Annotated in this window: 13 protein-coding genes and 1 pseudogene; 11 read left to right on the top strand and 3 right to left on the bottom strand. The window is 52.4% G+C overall.

Annotation, left to right across the window (positions count from 1 at the left end):
- The first annotated feature begins 67 nt into the window (after positions 1-67).
- The 4 genes from ACGHAD_RS12130 to ACGHAD_RS12115 all read left to right on the top strand — a co-directional run bounded on the left by ACGHAD_RS12130 (position 68) and on the right by ACGHAD_RS12115 (position 4,905).
- Positions 68-844, top strand: a complete 777-nt coding sequence (locus ACGHAD_RS12130) for a thioredoxin fold domain-containing protein (protein ID WP_339617155.1) — start codon at positions 68-70, stop codon at positions 842-844.
- A gap of 125 nt (positions 845-969) precedes the next feature.
- On the top strand, positions 970-2,277 hold the full coding sequence (locus ACGHAD_RS12125; RefSeq protein WP_339617154.1) for a homoserine dehydrogenase: 1,308 nt from the start codon (positions 970-972) through the stop codon (positions 2,275-2,277).
- Positions 2,278-2,325: 48 nt separating this feature from the next.
- Complete coding sequence (thrC, locus tag ACGHAD_RS12120; protein ID WP_382418565.1) at positions 2,326-3,723, top strand: threonine synthase; 1,398 nt, start codon at positions 2,326-2,328, stop codon at positions 3,721-3,723.
- A gap of 342 nt (positions 3,724-4,065) precedes the next feature.
- Positions 4,066-4,905 (top strand): 23S rRNA (adenine(2030)-N(6))-methyltransferase RlmJ, encoded by an 840-nt coding sequence (locus ACGHAD_RS12115; protein ID WP_382418567.1) that lies wholly within the window; start codon positions 4,066-4,068, stop codon positions 4,903-4,905.
- Between the two features lie 97 nt (positions 4,906-5,002).
- Here the strand turns inward: ACGHAD_RS12115 and glk are convergent.
- Positions 5,003-6,001: pseudogene (glk, locus tag ACGHAD_RS12110) on the bottom strand (glucokinase); the annotation flags it as partial.
- A gap of 278 nt (positions 6,002-6,279) precedes the next feature.
- Between glk and ACGHAD_RS12105 the strand changes: the two are divergent.
- The 4 genes from ACGHAD_RS12105 to ACGHAD_RS12090 all read left to right on the top strand — a co-directional run bounded on the left by ACGHAD_RS12105 (position 6,280) and on the right by ACGHAD_RS12090 (position 12,884).
- Positions 6,280-8,742: a glycoside hydrolase family 3 N-terminal domain-containing protein gene (locus ACGHAD_RS12105; RefSeq protein WP_382418569.1), complete on the top strand. Its 2,463-nt coding sequence runs from the start codon at positions 6,280-6,282 to the stop codon at positions 8,740-8,742.
- A 243-nt stretch (positions 8,743-8,985) separates the two neighbouring features.
- Positions 8,986-11,238, top strand: a complete 2,253-nt coding sequence (gene relA / locus ACGHAD_RS12100; RefSeq protein WP_339617150.1) for a GTP diphosphokinase — start codon at positions 8,986-8,988, stop codon at positions 11,236-11,238.
- Positions 11,239-11,309: 71 nt separating this feature from the next.
- A complete protein-coding gene (gene mazG / locus ACGHAD_RS12095; protein WP_339617149.1) occupies positions 11,310-12,116 on the top strand; it encodes a nucleoside triphosphate pyrophosphohydrolase in 807 nt (268 codons plus the stop codon).
- Positions 12,117-12,884 carry an RES domain-containing protein gene (locus tag ACGHAD_RS12090; protein WP_382418572.1) on the top strand — a complete coding sequence of 256 codons (768 nt, stop codon included), beginning with the start codon at positions 12,117-12,119 and terminating at the stop codon, positions 12,882-12,884.
- 32 nt (positions 12,885-12,916) lie between these two features.
- Here the strand turns inward: ACGHAD_RS12090 and ACGHAD_RS12085 are convergent, their stop codons facing one another.
- Together ACGHAD_RS12085 and ACGHAD_RS12080 are read right to left on the bottom strand one after the other, a co-directional pair.
- Positions 12,917-14,011 (bottom strand): NAD(P)/FAD-dependent oxidoreductase, encoded by a 1,095-nt coding sequence (locus ACGHAD_RS12085; protein WP_382418574.1) that lies wholly within the window; start codon positions 14,009-14,011, stop codon positions 12,917-12,919.
- A 4-nt stretch (positions 14,012-14,015) separates the two neighbouring features.
- Complete coding sequence (locus ACGHAD_RS12080; RefSeq protein WP_382418576.1) at positions 14,016-16,973, bottom strand: LodA/GoxA family CTQ-dependent oxidase; 2,958 nt, start codon at positions 16,971-16,973, stop codon at positions 14,016-14,018.
- Positions 16,974-17,820: 847 nt separating this feature from the next.
- Here ACGHAD_RS12080 and ACGHAD_RS12075 point away from each other — a divergent pair.
- The 3 genes from ACGHAD_RS12075 to cynS all read left to right on the top strand — a co-directional run bounded on the left by ACGHAD_RS12075 (position 17,821) and on the right by cynS (position 22,242).
- Positions 17,821-19,350: a cellulase family glycosylhydrolase gene (locus tag ACGHAD_RS12075; RefSeq protein WP_382418578.1), complete on the top strand. Its 1,530-nt coding sequence runs from the start codon at positions 17,821-17,823 to the stop codon at positions 19,348-19,350.
- 330 nt (positions 19,351-19,680) lie between these two features.
- Positions 19,681-21,555 carry a cellulase family glycosylhydrolase gene (locus tag ACGHAD_RS12070; protein ID WP_339617143.1) on the top strand — a complete coding sequence of 625 codons (1,875 nt, stop codon included), beginning with the start codon at positions 19,681-19,683 and terminating at the stop codon, positions 21,553-21,555.
- Positions 21,556-21,801: 246 nt separating this feature from the next.
- The gene (gene cynS / locus ACGHAD_RS12065; RefSeq protein ID WP_339617142.1) at positions 21,802-22,242 is read left to right on the top strand and encodes a cyanase; all 441 of its coding nucleotides are present in this window, start codon (positions 21,802-21,804) and stop codon (positions 22,240-22,242) included.
- Positions 22,243-22,251: the final 9 nt, after the last annotated feature.

Raw genomic sequence — 22,251 nt, 5'->3', positions numbered from 1 at the left:
GGCGGTGTTTGTATGGTAAACTAGCCCGCAAGAAGTAACTGGGCAAACATCCTAGCGAGTAGAGTTTATGGTTTTACGAACAGTTAAATACGGTTTGGCGCTGGGCTTATCAGCGATGTTGGCGCTGGGCGCTTATGCTGAAGAGGCCGATTCGCCTGAGGCGCTTATTAAAGAAAGCCTCGAAACGCTCACCGGTGGTGCCCAGCTGGGTGCGATTCGCCCGTCCGTGATTGACGGTTTGTACAATGTCCAAATTGTTGGCGGGCCGGCGGTTATTATCTCGGCCGATGGTAAGCACGTCATTATGGGGGACATGTTTGATGTCACGCCTGAGGGGCTATCGCCCATTCAAGACCCATACCTGGTGGATAGCCGTAAAGAGTTCGTCAGCAGTTTAGGCGAAAAAGAGAGCATTAAGTTTGCGCCGGATGGCGAGACTAAGCACGTCGCTTACGTATTTACCGATGTCGATTGTGGTTACTGTCGTCGCTTGCACAGTCAGCTGCACAGTTACAATGAAATGGGCGCCAAAAAGCCCGGTTATAACGACTTGGGTATTGAAATTCGCTATTTGGCGTACCCCCGCGCCGGCCTCAATAGCCCCTCTGCGGCTAAACTCGAAAGCGCTTGGTGCGCGGACGATCAGCAAGCGGCCCTGGATAAGTTGAAAAACCTTGAGTCAGTCAAGCCGGCCACATGCGATGCGAGCCCGGTTGAAAAACAGTTTTTAAAAGGTGGCGAGATGGGCGTGACAGGCACTCCGGCTATTTTGTTGCCTGATGGCCGCTTGTTGGTGGGCTACCAGCCCCCAGAGCAATTATTAAAGACGATTGAGCAAAAATAATACCCTTCTTGCTGGCCGGGCACGTGCCCGGCTAGTCCCCTTTGCCAGGCAATTGACAGCAACCTTCGCTCTGAGTAAGGTTGCCGTCTTTTATTTGTGCAGAACTCCATCATAAAGAGGAATCGATGTTGAAACCGGTCAGATTAGGTATCTGCGGTCTGGGAACCGTAGGCAGTGGCACCGTTAACGTACTGGCGCGTAATCAGCGTGTCATTAATGCCCGCGCCGGTAGTGACATTATTGTCGAGCAGGTGGGCGCGCGACGCGATAACCCTCACTGTGATATGACTGCTCTGAATGTTACCCGCGATGTGTTTGATGTGGCGACCAACCCCAACGTCGATGTAGTGGTTGAGCTAATGGGGGGGGTAACCGTTGCGCGGGATTTGATCCTGACGGCGATTGATAATGGCAAGCACGTGGTTACCGCCAACAAAGCGTTAATCGCCGAGCATGGCAACGAAATTTTTGCTGCAGCCGACAAAAAAGGCGTAACCGTTGCGTTTGAAGCTGCGGTGGCCGGTGGTATCCCCATCATTAAATCTATTCGTGAGGGGCTGGCCGCCAACCGTATTGAATGGTTAGCCGGGATTATTAACGGTACGGGCAATTTTATTCTGACCGAGATGCGCGATAAGGGCCGTGATTTTGCTGAAGTACTGACCGAAGCACAAGAGCTGGGCTACGCCGAGGCCGACCCAACCTTTGATGTGGAAGGTATCGATGCCGCTCACAAGTTGGTGATCCTGGCTTCTATGTCGTTTGGCATTCCGCTGCAGTTTGAAAAAGTATTTACCGAAGGTATCAGCAAAATCGAGCCGGTGGATGTAGCCTACGCCGACGAGTTGGGCTATCGCATTAAGCACCTGGGTATTGCCCGTCGCACGCCAGATGGTATCGAGCTGCGGGTGCACCCGACCCTCATCCCAGAGAAGCGTCAACTGGCCAATGTGGATGGTGTGATGAACGCCATTATGGTGAAGGGCGACGCCGTTGGCCCGACGATGTATTACGGGGCGGGCGCTGGCGCCGAGCCTACGGCCTCATCGGTTATTGCCGATATCGTCGACGTGGCGCGCACCTTAACGGCTGATCCTGAACACCGGGTCCCGCACTTAGGCTTTCATCAAAGTAGCTTGGGTGAAGACGATATTCTGCCCATCGAAGACGTAGAAACCGCGTACTACTTGCGGATGTCCGCGCTGGATAAGCCCGGTGTTCTGTCTCAGGTGGCGACTATTCTGAGCGATTCAGGTATCAGTATTGAAGCACTGATTCAAAAAGAAGCGCCGGATGATGAAGAGATTGTGCCGCTGATTCTGTTGACCAACCGCGCGGTTGAGAAAGACTTGGCCACCGCGATCAGCAAAATTGAAGCGCTCAGCTCAATCACTGGTGCGATCACCCGTATCCGTCTTGAGCCGTTAAAATAAACGGGCGGGTAGTCCGCCTTTACTGGAAATTACGATCAGGTTACTAGCGTGAAATACATTAGCACTCGCGGCCAAGCGCCCGCATTGTCTTTTGAAGAAGTGGTTCTCACGGGCTTAGCGCCCGATGGTGGCCTGTATGTGCCCGAAAGCTTGCCCGAATTCAGCCGCGACGAGATCGCCAGTTGGGCGGGTTTATCTTATGAAGAGCTGGCGTTTAAAGTGGTGTCGCCCTTTGTTGATGGCGCGGTGCCCGATGCCGACCTGAAAAAAATTATCGCCGACTCTTACTCGACCTTTCGCCACAAGGCCATCGCCCCCTTAGTGCAAACTGGTCACAACGAATTTATTTTAGAGTTGTTTCAGGGCCCAACGTTAGCGTTTAAAGATTTTGCCCTGCAGTTTTTGGGCAACTTGCTCGACTACATTTTAAAAAAGCGCGACCAAAAAGTGGTGGTGATGGGCGCGACCTCGGGTGATACCGGATCGGCCGCCATTGAAGGATGCCGTCACTGCGATAACATCGATATTTTTATTTTGCACCCGCACAACCGCGTCTCTAACGTACAGCGCCGTCAGATGACGACCGTACTGGAAGACAATGTGCACAATGTCGCGCTGGATGGTAACTTTGACGATTGCCAGAATATGGTAAAAGCCAGTTTTGCCGATCAGTCCTTTTTGCCAGAAGGGCGTCAGTTGGTGGCGGTAAACTCCATTAACTGGGCGCGCATTATGGCTCAGATCGTCTATTACTTTTACGCGTCTCTGGCTCTCGGTGGTCCGGCACGCCCGGTGTCATTCTCGGTGCCTACGGGTAACTTTGGCGATATCTTTGCCGGTTATTTGGCTAAGCGCATGGGCTTGCCTATCGACCAGTTGGTGATTGCCACTAACAGCAACGATATTTTGCACCGCGCTATTAGCGCCAACGATTTAAGTAAGCAGCAGTTAGAGCACACTTTGTCGCCGAGCATGGACATTATGGTATCGAGCAACTTTGAGCGCATGCTGTTTGATTTGTACGACCGTGATGGCGCTAAGATCGCACAAATGATGGAAGACTTTAAAACCGGCGCCATGCATTTAGACCCTAAAGCCCTGGAGCGCGCGCGAGAACTTTTTGCCAGCCACCGGGTGGACGACGAGCGCATGCTCGAAGTGATTCGCGATGTGTTCGAAAACACCGAGTATCTGCTTGATCCGCACACTGCCATCGGTGTCGAGGCTGCCCGTGTAACTCGTCGCAGGCAAGACGTACCAATGGTCTGTCTCGCCACTGCCCATCCGGCTAAATTCCCCGAGGCGGTGCAAAAAGCCGGACAAACAGAAGATCCTGCATTGCCCCATCATATGGCCGATTTGTTTGAGCGCGAAGAGCGCTACGAGGTGTTGCCCCACGATGCCGAGACCGTGCATAAATTTATGGCGGGCCATTTAGCCTGTTAATAAAACTATGTAATTGATCTCCCCTCGGGTGACGGAATGCTCGCCCGAGGCTTTTCTCCTTTGTTTTAAATCCCAACCGATGAGTTTACTCAAACTTTGTCGCTCTGTTTTTTTAGTTTCTCTTTTGCGCGGCCTTTATGCGGTGGCCGAGTACCGGGTTGATCAGTGTCGCTGTGGCGATGTGATCAATGTTGTCGCAGGGGGCGCTTGAGTCCGCAGTCACCTGGCAGTCGCGTTTAGCGGTAAAAATCGGTGCAATTTAGTAGGCCCAGGTTGATAATAGGGGCTTAAGATCGTCGGGCTCTGGCCCGGCGCCGTCAAACCGTCACATGAGAGCCTCTTTTGCTAAGTTATCGCCACTCGTATCATGCCGGCAACTACGCCGATGTTATCAAGCACATCGTCTTGGTTGAAATTTTAGCGTACCTCACCAAAAAGCCTGCGCCTTTTGAGTATATCGATACCCACTCGGGGGCTGGCCTGTATAACTTGCGCTCGGAGCACGCCGTTAAACTGGGTGAATATCGCGGTGGCATTGGCAAGTTGATGGCCAAGCCTTGGCCTTTGTTGGCACCGTACCTAGAGCAGGTGCGGCTGGCCAATCGTACCGACAAACTTTATTACTATCCGGGCTCACCGCTTATTGCTCAGCGCTTTTTACGGCCGCAGGATCGCGCCTGGCTGTATGAACTGCACTCCAGTGATTGTAAAAAACTGGAGGACAACACCAAAACGTTTAACAATGTGCAGGTGGAATGCGCCGATGGTTTGCGCGGTTTGCTGGCGCGTGTCCCGCCTAAATCGCGCCGGGCACTGGTGTTAATTGATCCGTCCTACGAGGTTAAGGCTGAATATGCTCAAATCATCGATGCCGTCGTTAAAGCCCATAAAAAATTCGCTTCAGGCGTGTACGCCATTTGGTACCCAGTGGTTGATCGGGAGCAGATCGATTTTATGGAAAAGAGACTCGTGCGCAGTGGCATAAAGAATATTCAACGCTATGAGTTAGCGCTTGAGCCTGACGCCGAAACGAAAGGTCACGGTATGACGTCTTCGGGGTTGTTTGTCATTAACCCGCCCTGGACGCTGTTTGACACTATGCAGCAACTGTTACCGCAGCTGAGTAGTGCGCTAGCAGAAAATGAAGGTTTTTATAAGTGCGATGTGTTGGTCGACGAGTAATATCGGAGCGCGACACAAATACGGCGTAAAAAGGTCTCAATGGGTGTGGTATTCGTGGGCTCTTGCAGGGCGTGGCACCCTGCAAGAGGGTAAGGCTTTAGTACTGTAGCGCTTGCGTGTTATCCACCAGCCACGCGGCGGCGCCCACCAAAGCGGCTTTGTCGTTGGTGACCATGTGGACCGGAATATCCTCAACGTAACCGCGCATAATGCCTTTGTGGACATAGCGTTTCACAAAGTCGGTTTGCGGTAAGTAATTAGCGATTTTAGGCACAATACCGCCGCCCAGGTAAATGCCTCCTAGTGCGCCCCAGCTAAGGGCTTTATCGCCTGCCACGCTGCCCAGAATATTGCAAAAAGTTTCCAGCGCCTCCTCGCAAAGAGGGTCTTGGTGGGCGAGGGCTCGTTGGCTGACATCCGACGGTTGTAAATCTTCACACTCTTTACCGTCGATGGCCGCCAGCGCTTTATAAATACGCACCAGTCCAATACCCGAAAGCAAATGTTCAATAGAGACATGGTCAAATTCGCGCCGCATATGCTGCAAAATCGCGATCTCTTTGCCGGTGGTGGGAGCAAAGCTGCAGTGGCCACCCTCGGTGGGGATAATCTTCCAGCCGCTGCGCACTGGCGCCAGCATTGCGGCGCCAAAGCCGGTGCCGGGGCCCATTACACCGATCGGTGCGTGAGAGTTGCCCTTCACGTTGTAGAGTGTTTTTTTATCGCTGGCTTGTAAGTGTGGTGCCGCGTAGGCTAGCGCCGAAAAGTCGTTGAGCACATCTAGCGCTTGCATATTCAGCTCGTCGCGCAGTCGGCCAATCGAGAACTCCCAGTTAAGATTGGTGACTTTTACATGGCCGTCCTGAATAGGCCCGGCAATCGCCAGACAGGCAAACTTGGGCATGTTGATGCCGGTTTGGTCGCAATAGGCGCGAATCATATCGGCCAGCGAATCGTGATCGGCGCTGGGTAGGCTGAGCTGCTGTACGGCGTTGTAGCCGGTATCGTGCTCGCAGGCATCGACCAAGCCAAAGCGGCCGTTGGTCCCACCAATATCGGCGACTAGAATTTTGCTCATATGGTTGTGCTCCTCGCTGTTCTGCCTTGCTGCCGCTCTTTGATATTACCAAGCTTAATGGCTTACGCCGAAGGTGCCTAGCGTAAAAAGCGCCCATGTTATCGATAAAGAAGGTTGAGAAGTGTAGGTTTCATTGACAGCGCTGTCAATAGTGGTGTAGTTTTGCCCTCGTTCCGTTAAGCTAAAGAGCTTTTACGGCTTTGTGTTGCCCGCACCGAGCCGCAAGAAGACTAAAAGAGCGCACAGCGCCACACTAAAAATGAAGCGACATACCTGACACCCTTGGAGGTTACCCCGTGCCTTGGCCCCGATTGACCCCGGCGCTTGCCGTTGACGCTACCCTTGAAGCAAAAATAGATAAAATCTTGGCGCAGATGAGCGTCGAGGAAAGAGTTGGGCAAATGATTCAGCCCGAAATCAAGCAGGTAACCGCGCAAGATATTAAAGACTACCATTTGGGCTCAGTGCTTAACGGTGGCGGCTCTGTGCCCAATAACGATCGCTACGCCAAAGCCTCTGATTGGGTGGCACTGGCCGACAGCTTTTTTGACGCCGCCGCCGACTGCAGCGATGGCAAAGTTTATGTGCCTATCATGTGGGGCACCGATGCCGTTCACGGTGTCGGCAATGTGGTGGGAGCGACTTTGTTTCCGCATAACATCGCGCTTGGTGCGACCCACAACCCCGAGCTGATTCGCGACATTGGCGAGGTTACCGCCCGCGAGATTGCCGCCATTGGCATCGATTGGGACTTCTCACCCACAGTGGCCGTGGCCCGCGATGATCGCTGGGGCCGCACCTACGAATCCTACTCCGAAGACCCAGAGATAGTGCGCGCCTATGCCGGCCAAATGGTTGAAGGTTTACAGGGCGCCGTTGACTCGGGTGAGTTCTTAAGCGAGCAGCACGTGATTGCCACCGCAAAACATTTTATTGGCGATGGCGGCACGCTAAATGGCATTGACCGTGGCGATTGCGTAGACGATGAGCAAGCCCTGTGTGATATTCACGGCGCTGGATACTTCAGCGCCATAGAGTCAGGCGTACAGAGCGTTATGGCCTCGTTTAATAGCTGGCACGATGAAAAACTCCACGGTCATCAATATCTGTTAACCACCGTATTAAAAGACAAGCTTGGTTTTGACGGCTTAGTGGTGGGCGATTGGAACGGCCACGGTTTTATTGAAGGCGCCGAAGTTTTAAATTGCCCCCAGGCGATCAATGCCGGGTTGGATATTTTTATGGTGCCCGACCCAGATTGGAAAGTGTTGTTTAACAACACCGTCGAGCAAATTAAATCGGGCGTGATCGACGCCGCGCGCGCCGACGATGCCGTACGCCGTATTTTGCGGGTTAAGCTGCGCGCCGGTTTGTTTGAACGCGGCAAGCCATCCAGCCGCCCATTAGCTGGGCGCGACGAGCTAATTGGCGCCGCCGCGCACCGTGACGTGGCCCGCCGCGCGGTGCGTGAATCGCTAGTGATGCTAAAAAACAAAAACAACTTATTACCTTTGTCGCCTAAGCAACGGGTATTGGTAGCCGGTGATGGCGCCGATAATTTATCCAAACAAGCTGGCGGTTGGTCGGTCACTTGGCAAGGCACCGGCACCGATAAGCGCGACTTTCCCGGCGCTACCTCAGTGTATGACGGCTTAGCGGCCAGTGTGCAAGCCGCCGGTGGCGAGATTGAACTGAGCGAAACCGGTGACTACAGCGTTAAACCTGACGTGGCGATTATGGTGTGGGGCGAGTCGGCCTATGCCGAGATGCAAGGCGATGTGCAAAACCTGCTGTTTAAAGAGGGCGGCGGTCGCGATTGGGCACTGTTAAAAAAATTCAAAGCCGAGGGTATTCCGGTGGTGTCGCTGTTTATCACCGGTCGACCCATGTGGGTCAATCGCGAGATCAACGCCTCTGATGCGTTTGTGGCCATTTGGCAGCCAGGTACCGAAGGGGCCGGCGTGGCGGATGTGATTTTTACCCGCGCCGATGGCGAGCTGAACCACCCCATGAAAGGCAAGCTGACTTTCTCCTGGCCCCGCACCCCCGACCAAGTGCCGCTTAATCGGGGCGATGACGACTACAACCCGTTGTTTGCCTATGGTTATGGTCTGGCCTATGGCGAGGCCGATACCCTGGGCGATGATTTACCCGAAGAGTACGATGCCGGCGCCGACACCTTGGATGAGCTGCTGGTGTTTAACCGCCGTCCTATCGAGCCCTACCAGATTATGGTGCGCGGCCGGCAAAACGATAAACAGTTAATGCAGGGCAACCGCGTTGAGGTGTCGAGCATTTGTGTAACGGCAATAGATCGCGAGGTGCAAGAAGATGCCCGCCGCGCCCAATGGAACGGCTCCGGCGTGGGGTTGGTGGCGCTTACCACACGCGATCGACAGGTGTTGGTCGATTACCTCGACAGTGACGGCGCATTAATCTTTGACGTTAAAGTCGATGCCGCGCCCAGCCAGAGCGTTACTCTGCGTTTAGGCTGCGGCCCGGACAGTAACTCTGACTTGGATATAACCGACACGGTGCAGGCGCTGGCCGGTAACGGCTGGGCACAGGTGCGTGTGCCACTTAGACTGTTTCCAGATGTTGGCTCCGATTTTGGCCTAGTGCTGCCGCCCGAAGAGTTTTTCCACCGCATCTTAGAGCCTTTTACATTGGTTACGCTGGGCGAGCTGGATTTGAGCTTTTCCCGCGTTGCATTGGAGAAGGGCGCCGCTGCTGGGCTGGCGGGCATTGAGGTGATTTAACTTAGCGCGCAGTCGGCGTGCAGTAAGGCCCGCAAGGTGGCTAATGACCGCTTGCGGGCTTTTTGCATTTTGCTCGCGCAGGCTTTTCGACTACCATAGGCCCCGCCCGAGCGCTGGCACACAACGTGTGCAACTTTATAGCGCCTTACGAGTCCAATGGCTGTTTCAGGTACTCTCCGCACGGAACCACACGGAGCGTGGCTTACCCATTAATAACAGCCAGCAGTGTACAGTGAAGTTACTATGGTAAAAGTCCGCCAAGACCACCCCATTGCCCCTGACGGCAGTGTTGATATCGATGCCTGGTTGCAACGCTTTGCCGGTATTGAGCAGCAAACCTCTCCCACCCTGAATGAAATCAAGCGCGCTTGCGAGCTGTGCCAGCAAGCCGATGCCGCGGTTACCTGTGAGGCCCCCCACAGCTGGGGCGAGGGCACCAGCTGCTTGCGTATTGGCATGGAGATGGCCGAAATTCTCGCTGACTTGCAGCTCGATCACGACACCTTGGTGGCGGCCGTGCTCTACCGTGCAGTGCGCGAAGAAAAGCTCGCGCTCGCCGATGTCGAGGCGCAGTTTGGTGAGACGGTTGCCAAGCTGATTAAAGGCGTGTTGCGCATGGCGGCCATAAGCTATCAGCGCAACGAGCGCGAAGAGCGCGTGTTTGGCAAACAGTCTGACGAGCAAGCCGATAATATTCGCAAAATGCTGGTAGCCATGGTGGACGACGTACGGGTCGCGCTGGTTAAGCTGGCCGAGCGCACCTGTGCCATTCGGGCAGTTAAAACAGCTTCTCCAGCCCGGCGCCGGCAGGTGGCCCGCGAGGTATCCGATGTGTACGCGCCCTTGGCGCACCGCTTGGGGATCGGCCACATTAAGTGGGAGCTAGAAGATTTATCTTTCCGTTACCTAGAGCCCAGCGATTACAAGCGTATTGCGTCTTTACTGGATGAGCGGCGTATTGCTCGCCAAGAGTTTATCGACGACTTGCTCTCGCGCCTGCGCGGCGAGCTGCAAAGTGCCGCTATAGATGGCGAGGTAACCGGCAGGGCGAAGCATATTTACAGTATCTGGCGAAAAATGCAGCGCAAGGGTATTGGTTTTTCTCAGGTATACGATATTCGCGCCGTGCGTATCTTGGTGCCTAGCGTGCGTGATTGCTACACCGTACTGGGTATTGTGCACAGCTTGTGGCGCAACATCCCTCACGAGTTTGATGATTATATCGCCTCACCCAAAGAGAACGGCTATCGCTCGTTACATACCGCGGTGATCGGCCCCGAAAATAAAGTACTCGAGATCCAGATCCGCACCTTCGCTATGCACGAAGAGGCGGAGCTGGGCGTATGTGCCCACTGGCGCTACAAAGGCACCGATACCGAAGCCGGCCAAGACGGCTACGAGCAAAAAATTGCCTGGTTGCGCCAAGTGCTTGAATGGCACGATGAACTGGGCAGTAGCAGCCAGCAGTTGCAGGATGATTTAAAAGCTTTCGATCAAGATCGCATTTACGTCTTTACCCCCGAGGGCCACGTGGTGGATTTGCCTAAAACTGCCACGCCGCTAGATTTTGCCTACCGTATCCATACGGATGTAGGCCATCGTTGTCGCGGCGCCAAGGTTAACGACCGTATCGTGCCGTTAAACTACCATTTAAACACCGCCGATCAAGTCGAGATCTTAACCGGCAAGCGCGAGGCGCCGAGTCGCGATTGGCTTTCGCCCGCGCTTGGTTACGTCAATACCGCTCGCGCCCGCGCCAAAGTACAACACTGGTTTAAAGTGCAGGCGCGCGACGACAATATAGCCGAGGGTCAAGCGCTGCTCGATCGCGAGTTTAAGCGTTTAGCGCTGCTCGATTTAGAGTTTGAGACTTTGGCGCAAAAGCTCAATATGCAATCGCTGGACGATTTGTACGCGGCGGTTGGTGCCAGTGACGTCGGGGTGGGTCAAGTTATTAGCGCTGCGCAGCGGCTGATTGATAGCAAACACCCTAAAGAGCCGGTGATTCCGTTTAAGGCAAAATCGTCCAAACGCAAAAAAGACTCCGATGTATTTATTGAGGGGGTGGGTAATTTACTCACCCAAATTGCCAGTTGTTGTACGCCAGTGCCGGGCGATGCCATCACCGGTTACATCACGTTGGGGCGCGGCGTTTCGATTCACCGCGCCGACTGTAGCAATGTGCTGCAGCTGCAATCGGATGAGCCCGAGCGCATTATTAAAGTTGATTGGGGCGCGACGCCGCAAAGCAGCTACTCGGTGGATTTAATTGTCGAGGCTTACGATCGTCACGGTTTGTTAATGGATATTACCTCCTTGCTCGATCACGAGCGGATCAATATTAGTGCTATGCAAACCTTATCGGACAAACGTAAAAATACGGTTGATATGCAAATCACTGTAGAGATTCGCGGCTTTGATGAACTTAGCCGAGTGCTTACGCGCCTAAACCAGTTGCCTAATATCGCCTCGGCGCGACGCAAACACTCAAGCTAATTACAAGCACTGCTACTTATGTGGCAGTGCGCATGAATTGCCCAACGCTGTACGGCACACAAGGACACACCATGGCAGATACGCATTATACGCTTGACGATCTTGTTTACTTAATGCAGCGTCTACGCGATCCGGTGGACGGTTGCCCCTGGGATCAAAAACAAACTTACGCCACGATTGTGCCTTCCACTATTGAAGAGGCGTACGAAGTGGCCGATGCCATCGAGCGCGGCGATCTCGATCACCTGCAAGAAGAGCTGGGTGATTTATTATTCCAAGTTATTTTTTACAGTCAGTTTGGCGCCGAAGAACAACGCTTTGATTTTTATTCCGTCGTTGATACCTTGGTGGCTAAGCTGGTGCGTCGGCACCCGCATGTATTTCCCAAAAACGATTTATTACAACGCTTTGGTGATCAGCCTACCGATGAGGCCGCCATTAAACAGCGCTGGGAAGACATCAAACAAGAAGAGCGCGAGGCCAAAGGCGCACGCGGTACCCTGGATGATGTGCCGCTTAATTTACCAGCGCTGACCCGCGCGGCCAAGCTGCAAAAGCGCGCCGCGCGTACCGGTTTTGATTGGAAAGACGTCCGTGGCCCTATCGCTAAAGTACGTGAAGAGTTAGCCGAGGTAGAAGAGGCGTTAGAAAGCGGCGATATGGACGCCGTTGAAGGTGAAGTAGGCGATTTGCTGTTCGCCGTTACCAATATTAGCCGCACTTTAAAGCAAGACCCGGAGGGCTCACTGCGCCGCGCCAATCATAAATTTGAACGGCGTTTTCGCTTTATCGAGGACAATGCCCCTAAACCCATGGACGATATGACTCTGGACGAGATGGACGCCTTGTGGGATAAGGCAAAAGAGCAGGGGTTGTAAATGAATAAAGTAAAGCTCGAAGATTTTTGGCATTTTCTAGAAAGTACCTCATCTAGTGAGCGGCACTTTTTATCTGAACGAAACTTAAAGTTCTTAGATGCGCTTTACGAGTCCAGTAAAAGTAGAGTGAAAATCATACCAAAGGGAAGTGTATATTATCGTGCTCGAGTAAATCCGGCTGGAGTTAACACTCCTTACGATAAAGCCGAAATGAAGCCAATTCCCAACTTGCAAGCAGAAGGGAGAGTTAACCCTTTCAATCTCAATGTTTTATATTTAGCGAATCGGCCAGAAGTTTGTGTCGCCGAATCTAGGCCGGCAGATGACGAAAGCGTCACAGTTGCAACGTTCGAAATGCTAGCGGATTTGAGGTTGGTCAACTTATTACAGGATAGGCCTGACGGATATTGGTGGTGTAATCAATATAGTCCGGACACGGATGAAGATGATGAATCATTTGCATGGACTGAGTTAAATGGATGTTTTTCTAAGCCAGTAACGTCACAAGATAGTCGCTTGAATTATATCCCGACTCAAATAGTGTCTGAGTATTTTAAAATGCAGGGTTATGACGGAGTTGTTTATCAATCACAGTTCGATATTAAGGGGGTAGAGCAAACTGTTGAAAATGGCCTGCATGAAAATATCGCGATTTTTGATCTCAATGTGGCCGACGCAAAAAGCGCACAAACGTACATAGCTAAACGTCGAGAGGTTGATGTGTCGTCGTTGCCCGGCACCGACGTTGATTATGCTGCCCCCCCTTAAGTGACGCTCCTCTACGTAGATGTGCCCTGTGATTAAGTAGTTAATGAATGTGTCGCTAGTTGCCGATCTTGCCAAAACGGCTGGTTTACAAAGCGTCGCTCTTGCCCGTAAAAAAACGCTTTGTGCTTAAGGTAGTGTTGCCAAATAGCGTGAACTTGTTGTGGGTATTTTTTCTGCACGGATCCTTCCAGAATTAAATCAGCCAGCTGCATGGCGCTGGCCATGCCATTGTACATTCCTTGCGACGAGAGCGGATCAAAGCTGAGAGCGGCATCGCCAATAGCGGCCCAGCGCTCGCCGCATACTTGGTTGAGTTTGGTGGAGTTGGCAGCGGTAATACCTTGGTAGTTGAGCGTTGCAAGTGACGCCTCAAGGCACAACCCGGCAAGCGCCCTTTGCTGCAACGCGGCGCTTTTAAACGGCACTGAGTGGCGCCACTGGGCGGTGTTAAGTAACGCTTGATCACTGTGGTAGGCCAGTAGTCTCTGCTTATTGGGTAGCGGGGCAGAATACCACCAACCGTTTTCGGCGGCGGCAATACTGGCCATATTGCGCTGCATGCCTTGGGCCGCGTCTTGCGCAATTACTCCCCAGGCGGCTATTAGTGAATCATCGTTAACGCGTTCGGCTCCGAGCTTACGCGCGAACGAGGCTTTGCGCCCCGATGCATCAATCACCCAGCCGGTGTTGATAACATCGCCGCTGTCTAACGTTAATTGCCAGCCCGCCGTACAAGGCTCTACCGCTGTTACGGTCGCGGGCCGAATAAAATCTACCCCACGCGTCTGTGCGGTGCGCTGCAGCAACGATTCAAATTGTGGACGGTGTAAATGCCAGCCATGACCATCCGGGTTGCGTAAGCTATCTTGGATCACGGCCTGATCCGCGCCCCAATAGGATTGCATGCCCAAGCAGGGTAAGTGGTCTTGTTGGGTAAACTCTTGCCATAAACCAAGTCTGCGTAGAATGCGCCCCGCCGGTGCGGGTAAACAATCGCCAGCGCGCGCGGGGATTACGGCGAGCTTATCAATAATGGTGACGCGGGCAACTGGTGCGAGCGCCAGTGCTGCGGTGGCGCCGGCAATGCCGGCGCCTAGCACCACAATATCGCTGGTGTGTTGGTTCATGGGTTTACCGCTTTAGCCTATGGGCTTTTTCGATGCTGGTTAAATCCACTTGGCGGTGCGCTCGTTGGCCGTGTAGAGACACTTTAGCGCTCGCATTGCCAGCGGCGGCGGTGCCGCTCAACAGCGCCGGCTGGTGCTGCCCTTTTTGCTCTTTGGGCGACACTAGCCCCACTTGCATATGTTCGGGTAGGGTGGGGGTGTCGGTTGCACCAGGGCGTGCTTGCACGATGGCCAGTGAATCAAAGTGATCAATCATGGCGTTAATTTGCTTGGTGTAAGTCACAGGCTCGGCAATGGGTAAGTCGTCCAGCCAGGCTTGGCGAAACGCAAACGATTGCTGCCGCTCTTGCGCCGGTAGTTGCGGGTCAATGGTTTTTGCGTGCATTGATTCATTGAGAATATTGTTGGGCACGCGGGCGGGCCAGAAGGTCGGTACGTAAGGGTCGTACTGCGGCTCGTAACCATCGCGGCAGCTGGCGGTATCGCAGTGCCAGGGGATTGCCATCCAACGGGTGATACCACCGGCGACTTGTCCACCCTGTAAAGGGCCTTTGGGTAGGTTGATGACGTCTGAGTTCATCAGCGGCCCGTAATAGTGACCGTTGGTGGGCATCGTATTGTCGGCGTGCTTTAACCTAAAAGCTTCTTCGTACATTTGCGGTGTGCGCATCGGCCAGGTCATCTCGCAGCCCGGGTGGAAGGCATCCGCGAGACAAAATTCCATAGCCGCTTGGGTGAGCATGTCCGGTTGCTGCGCTACGGGTAATTGATTAAGGCAGCGCACGGGGTCGGTGTCTGGTCGGTAGTCAGCGTCAAAGTCGCCCTCTACCCACTGCTCTAAAAACGCCAGCTGCAAATCGGATAAAGTCGCATGTTGGCGCGGCGAGCCAGAGGCAGGAACACTCATGGCGTCGCCATACACCCAGGGCCACAGTTGCGGCGCCTGGCTGCCAGATACATCGTAGCGTCTAAAGTTGTTGGACAGCGTGCGACGCAGCTCGTGGTTGGCCGATGAAGGATCGCTTAAACGCGCCAGCCATTCGGGGGCGGTGTAATTAAACGGCCCTTCCCAGCCAAAGCCCGCGGCAAAGCCTGCGTTGACCCACTGTAAATCGGTCATACGCTGAAAGATTGGTAAAATATCGTGCGTAAAAGATGGCCGCGCCGGGCGATTCAGTTGACCGCATTTAATGGCAACATCACGCATTAAGTCCCACATGGTACGCACGGATTTTTGCAGTGGCGCAAAGTCGGGTGGGGCGCTGATGGCCCAGGCGGGTAGCACTCGTAACGCATTATTCTGATAGGTTACTGTGGCGGTAATTGGGCCATCGGCGATGTCGTCGTGCCAGCCTTCGTTGTTGGCAAAGGTAACCGCGATATCACCGTTAATGTTCTCCGCTTTGCCGTGACCACCGAGCATGACCAAACGGCCTTTAGCGTCGGTGCGCATCTCACCGAGGTACACTTCTTTGCCTAAAAACTCTCCGCGAAATCCGTAGCGTTTTGAGTCGCTTAAATCGCAGCCGCTGATACGTCGCTCGCCACCGTCAATAAGCAGTTGCTTACGATCGGCCACATTGTTGTTGCGCAACAGCGATGGCGGGGCGTCGACCGCCTCTGGGATATCCAGTGCTAACTGAAACTCATACCACGACGACTTTTGGTTGGCTAAATGGGCGCACCATTCAATGTCGGCGTTTTCCGCGGTTAGTTCTTTAACGGCTTTGCCTGCAGCGTTGAATCCGTAGATTCTAAAGCGCGCCGCCTGGCGTTTGATGGCGCCGGTGCTATCGCGGTAGGCGTGTGGGTCGGTTTGGGGGGCAGGGTCTTTTACCTCGGGGCCGATAAAGAACTCGCTTTCGGCATTGCCGACGCGCATCACCCCAATGGGCGGGTAAATGGCGGCGTAAACAATGCAGTCGCTGTCATCGCCCTCGGTATCGCTAAAGGTGGGGTTTATAGCGTTAGGTTCACCTAGTTGCTGTCCATTAGCTTGATGACGCGCTTCAGCGCTGGCTTGATATACCACTTTACGGGCGGCGGCGATACTGCCAAGAGGCTCGTGCTCGGGCAGGGTGCGCCAGATGTTAAACGCGAGGTTCTCGCCAAACGCCTCTTGACCAATGGCGCATATGTCTTGTTGCGGGAACTGCAGCGTGGCAATGCAGATATAAGGGCTTTCATCGGTGCTCCATACCGCGCGGGCGTCATCCAGGGGCATGGTATCACTGGTGCGCAGCTGGATTTCAAAGCGAAATCGGGCCGCGCCGTTGCGCAAACGCGATTGTAAATCGAGCCCTAAATAGTTGGTATCGTCAAACGGTGCACCTGGCTCTGTGCCGTCGGGTACCAAACGGTATTTAACAATCTGAGTGTCCCCCAGCTTAAAGGGCAATATCGCCCAATAGCTGGCCGTCAGGCAACTGGTTTCAATTTTCTCCATTGCCTGCAGTACGTCGGCAAGCTCTGGGTGTTTTTCTATATATTCCGGGTAATTGTGATCTACTACCCCGGCGGTGGTGAAAGCGCACATCTGTTTTGCATCGGTGGCAAAGAAACGGTCGATATTCTGAAAAATGAAATCGGCCGTTGGTCCTTCACCCATCAGCTTTTCGCCCTCCACACCAAATAATTTTAAGCCCACGCCCATGGTGGTGTGCAGGTCCGGATCGGTTGGGCCAGTATCGCTTGAGAAGCGCGCGGCGCACTCGTAGCGCTCGCCGGCGAATATGCCTTGTTTAAACGCCGGGTCTATATCTGGGTTGATCACCAACTCGCCATAGGCAATACCGTGCTGTTTGCGAAACACGGCACGGCGAGCAGGCTTGGCACCGCTGGCGATTCGGTGTTTTTGCCCCATGTCGACAAACATCTGTTTTAAGCGTGCGGTGGGGTCGGTTTGGCAGTCCCAGCAGGGTACTGAGTTGGCGCTGGGTTGGTCTGAATCAAATGTACTCATAGTGTCATCCTTGTGCTCTTTCGTAACGCAGAGTCAATCTTTGGGTTTTGTCGCCCGTTTATGATGGGTATAGCCTAGTGTCCAATGGCGCGCAATGACACGCAATTACAAGCAATTACGAATCTTCAACCGGAACGGCTCGTAATCGGCACTATGAGTCTAGTCGCGTGATTCTGGCGTTCGGGCTATTACGGTGGCACTCCTGTAGTTGGTGTTCTCGGTGTCCATTATTATGCCTCCTGCTGATGACCACAAAATGAAGGGTGGTATTGCTATTTTGCAATAAGAGGGAAACGGTTAATGAGCAATCGAAATTTTGTTTTCTGCGGTATGAAAGAGGCTTTGGTTTTTCTTCGTGAGAAAATAAAGATAATTGCTGCATCGTTTGATATATAAAAAATATAGAGGGCCAAGGCATTAATGTGTATTTGAGTTTTTCTCTGTTTTTTGCTTCGTTGTTTTTCACGACATAATAAATTTTTTAATGGTCGGGAATAAGATCTACTTAAATAAAATTAAAAATAAATTTTAATTTTTTAGTTATCGTTAACGTTTTTTTATTTATTTTTTAAATGATTTATGTGCCGTGAGCGCCTATTTTTTGTGAGGTTCGTCTCGAAGGTGGGCGCATTAATTCGTTTTATCATTTCTTTACGTCGATATACTCGTTGCTCTGTCTGAAATCTTTCTTGTTGGCGGATTTCAGACATTACGTTTTTTGTTGCGCACTCGCGATAGATAAATATTTTTTGGCAAATGCCCTGTCAATTTAATATTGCTGTTGTTCATCGTTTTTGAGAGCCGCTAAAAAACGTCGAAAATAACAGATAATAGATGAGGATACGCCATGTCGTTTTTAAGAGTAAAAAAGCTCGGGTGGGCCTGTGCGCTCTCTGTGGGCTTACTGTCTTCTGCTACCGCGCTCGCCCAATCCGCTAATTGTGAATACGTTATTACCAACGATTGGGGCGGCGGCGCTACAGCATTAATTGAAATCACAAATACCGGCTCTAGCGCTATTAATGGTTGGAATGTTACCTGGAGCTACAACAGTGATCAGTTGGGTAATAGCTGGAATGCGAACATCACAGGCTCGAACCCATACTCTGCCAGTAACCTAAGTTGGAATGGCGCTATTGCCCCGGGGCAAACCGTGGCCTTTGGGCTGCAGGTTGACAGCGATGGTGGCGCCGAGACGCCGCTAGTAAGTGGTGATGTGTGCGGTGGGGTCAGTAGCTCTAGCTCCTCTTCCGTTGCAAACTCTAGCAGCTCGTCAAGCTCCAGCGTTGCGTCTAGCTCTAGTGTTTCTTCTACCAGTTCTAGCTCTTCAAGCTCTGTACCAAGTGGTTTGACAGCCGTCGAGCTGACCGACGAGATGGGCGTGGGTTGGAACCTGGGTAATACCCTTGATGCCATCGGCGGTGAGACAGCGTGGGGTAATCCGTTAACGACTCAAACGCTTATTGATGCGGTTAAAGCCGCGGGTTTCGATACGATTCGGGTGCCTGTTGCGTGGAGTAAATTTTCTGATGCGCAAAACTTTGTCATAGAAAGCAGTTGGATGAACCGCGTAGAAGAGGTAGTTAACTACGCGTTAGATGCCGATATGTATGTGATTATGAATATACATTGGGACGAAGGCTGGATGCAGCCAACCTACGCCGAGCAAGAATATGTTAACGATCGTTTAGCCACGATGTGGACGCAAATCGCCAATCACTTCGAAAGCTACGATGATCGTCTATTGTTTGCCGGAACTAACGAGGTAATGGTTGATGGTGATTATGGCACTCCCACTGAAGAGTACTACACCGTTCAAAATAGCTTTAACCAAACCTTTGTCGACACAGTGCGTGCGACGGGTGGCGGTAATGCTGATCGTTACCTAGTGGTGCAAGCGTTTAATACCAATATTGATCACGGTGTTAATTTCGCCGATATCCCCACTGATACTGTCTCTGATCGGTTATTGATGGAGGTGCACTACTACGACCCTTACAACTTCACCTTAAATCAAAACAGCAATATCACCCAGTGGGGCGCTATCGCCACCGACCCGAATGTGACGGAAACATGGGCGAACGAGTCTTATGTGAATGCACAGTTTCAGCGTATGAAAAACAACTTTGTTGATCAGGGTGTGGGTGTAATTCTGGGTGAGTACGGTGTTATTTCGCGGCCTAACGTTCAGGGCCACGAGGTGTATCGCAATTACTGGAACGAGTACATCACCGAGTCTGCGGTAGAGCACGACATGGTTCCGGTTTACTGGGATAACGGCTACGCCGGTGACGGTGGCTTTGCACTGTTTGATCGCTATAACGGCAGTGAGCTTGAGCCGGCATTGATTGATGCCATTACCGCGGCGGACGATTGATCAAGATATAGGTTGTGGCCCGATAACACGGGTCACAACATCGAATAGAAAATGTTATTCGTCATAACAGCGATTTCAGTGTTTATTTTTATCGTTGTTTGACAGCGCTGCCAGTTGTTTTTGCGACCTGTGATGTCGCGTGGCAGCGCCCAAATTATTGCCGGCAATAAGGGTTTATCTGACGCTTAGTACTGGATAGGCGACTTCATCGGAGTGGAGTGCGGCAGTAGAAGCCCCAGCTTGTAAATGGCTAGGGCAACATTGAAAGTGCCATTAATACTAAAGCAAACGTTTAATTGGCAAATTTCTAATACTAAGGAGAGCAATGTAATGATCACTACAAAAAAACGCTGTGGCTCGGCAGTTATGCTGGGTTTAGCGATTGCAGCGATTTCTCAAGGTGCTACTGCCCAAAGCGCCAGCTGCAGCTATACCGTTAGCAACGATTGGGGGTCGGGATTTACCGGCGCCATTAACATTACTAACAACGGTAATGCCCCGATCAATGGCTGGGAAGTTAATTGGCAGTACGACAACAACGCACTGACCAATACCTGGAATGCCAACATGAGTGGCAGCAACCCCTACAGCGCCTCTAACTTAAGCTGGAACAGTACGATTCAGCCCGGCCAGACGGTCACTTTTGGTTTTCAAGGCAACACCAATGGCGGCTCGGCGGAAACTCCGGTGGTAACGGGTGATGTGTGCGGTGAGGTGAGCTCGTCCTCTAGCTCATCCAGCAGCTCGTCTAGCTCCAGTGAGTCAAGCAGCTCGTCTAGCAGTTCTTCGTCAAGCTCATCGTCTAGCTCCTCATCCAGCACGCCCTCGGGCGACGGTACTTTCCGTGTCGATGAGACAGGTAACATTACTAAAAACGGCGATGTGTTTCCGGTGAAATGTTCCGCTTGGTTCGGGCTTGAAGGTCAGCACGAGCCACCAGATGCTGAGAACAACCCAGATGGTGCGCCTATGGAATTGTACGTTGGCAATATGTGGTGGGTAGATTCTGGTCGCGATATTCAGCAAACCATGGATGAAATTACCGCCCAGGGTATTAACACGATTCGCCTGCCAATTGCGCCGCAAACACTTGATCCAACCGACCCACAAGGTATCGGCGATATCCGTCAGGGCGGGGTGCTAAAAAATGCTGCATCGGTACGTCAAGATAACGCTCGTCAAGCGTTAGAAGATTTTATTGTGCAAGCTGACCAGAACGATATCGAAGTTATTATCGATATTCACTCGTGCTCCAACTATGTGGGTTGGCGTGCAGGTCGTTTAGATTCCACTCCTCCTTACGCCGATCGCGATCGTGAAAACTATGAGTTCACCCGCGAAGGCTACTCTTGTGGTGTAGTGGACGACAACGGCGTTGTCGTGCACGAATACAACGAGCAGCTATGGCTGGACGATTTGCGCGATATTGCCGGTCTGTCGGCTCAGTTAGGTGTCGATAACATTATGGCGATCGACATCTTTAACGAACCGTGGGATTACACCTGGGATGAGTGGAGCACCTTGGCCGAGAACGCCTACTCTGCCATTAATGAAGTCAACCAAGATGTGTTGGTGATGGTTGAAGGTATCTCATCGTCCACTAAAGACGGTACCGAAGTACCCCATGGCTCGGAAGAGACCAACCCCAACTGGGGCGAAAACCTCTATCCGTTCCAGAATGATCCGCTTAATATCCCTAAAGAGCGCTTGATTCTGTCGCCACATACTTATGGCCCGTCAGTCTTTGTCCAGAAACAATTTATGGACCCGGCGCAGCCCGAGTGTGAAGGTATGGAAGGCGATGAGGCAGGTGATGCCGATTGTAATATCGTGATCGATCCGGCGCGTCTGGAGCCAGGTTGGGACGAGCACTTTGGTTATTTGCGTGAGCAAGGTTACGCGATGATCGTGGGTGAGTTCGGTGGCCATCTGGATTGGCCCGAAGGTGCGCCAATTCGCGATCAAAACCGCTGGGGTCATATCCAACCGGGTGTGGATGAGCAGTGGCAAGGCGCTGTGGTAGATTACATGGCTGAGAACAACATTCAGGCGTGTTATTGGTCCACCAACCCAGAGTCGGGCGACACTGGCGGCTTGTATAACCACGTCTACGATCCCGTATCCAATACTGCCGCATGGGGCACATGGGACGGCTTTAATCAGCGCAAATGGAACTTGCTGGATGAGCTGTGGGGTGATAACTAAGCTGGCGATCAGTTAAACCAGTGTCGTTACACTAATATGCCGGGCCTTAGGGCCCGGCATTTTTTTGCCTTTAGATTGTGTCTTGGGCGACTGCCTGTTGGCTGGTTTATGTTGGTGCGCACGCACGTCCCATTGCACCACCAGCAGGGCACCGAAGTCGTAGATGTTGCGTGATTGTCGTGCAAACGCGCGCTGGCCTGTAACTTGCTCATCTCTTCGTTATCCATAACCCAATAGGAGCCTGAGATGAACAAACAAAGCATGACCGACACTATTGTAAGCGCCAAAGCTGCACGCGGCCTCACCTGGGAGGCAATAGCAAAAGATATAGACGTTTCACCCGTGTGGTTGGCATCCGCCTGCTTGGGTATGAATAGCGCGCCGGCCGCTATCGCCAAAAAGGTTACCGATCACCTATCGCTGGATGACGACGTGACCGCTGCGCTTGTGGCGTTTCCGACAAAAGTCTGGGACCAAGCCGTACCCACCGACCCACTGATTTACCGTTTGTATGAAGTGGTGGGAGTTTACGGCGATACGCTCAAAGAGGTTATTCAAGAGAAGTTCGGCGATGGAATTATGAGTGCGATCGATTTCTCAATGGAGGTTGATAAAATCGAAGACCCTAAAGGCGACCGGGTTTTACTCACATTAAATGGTAAGTTCTTGCCTTATAAAACCTGGTAATACTTTATT

The organism is Gilvimarinus japonicus, assembly GCF_042847215.1.
Lineage (GTDB): Bacteria > Pseudomonadota > Gammaproteobacteria > Pseudomonadales > Cellvibrionaceae > Gilvimarinus > Gilvimarinus japonicus.
This window is presented reverse-complemented; position numbering and strand designations above follow the sequence as displayed.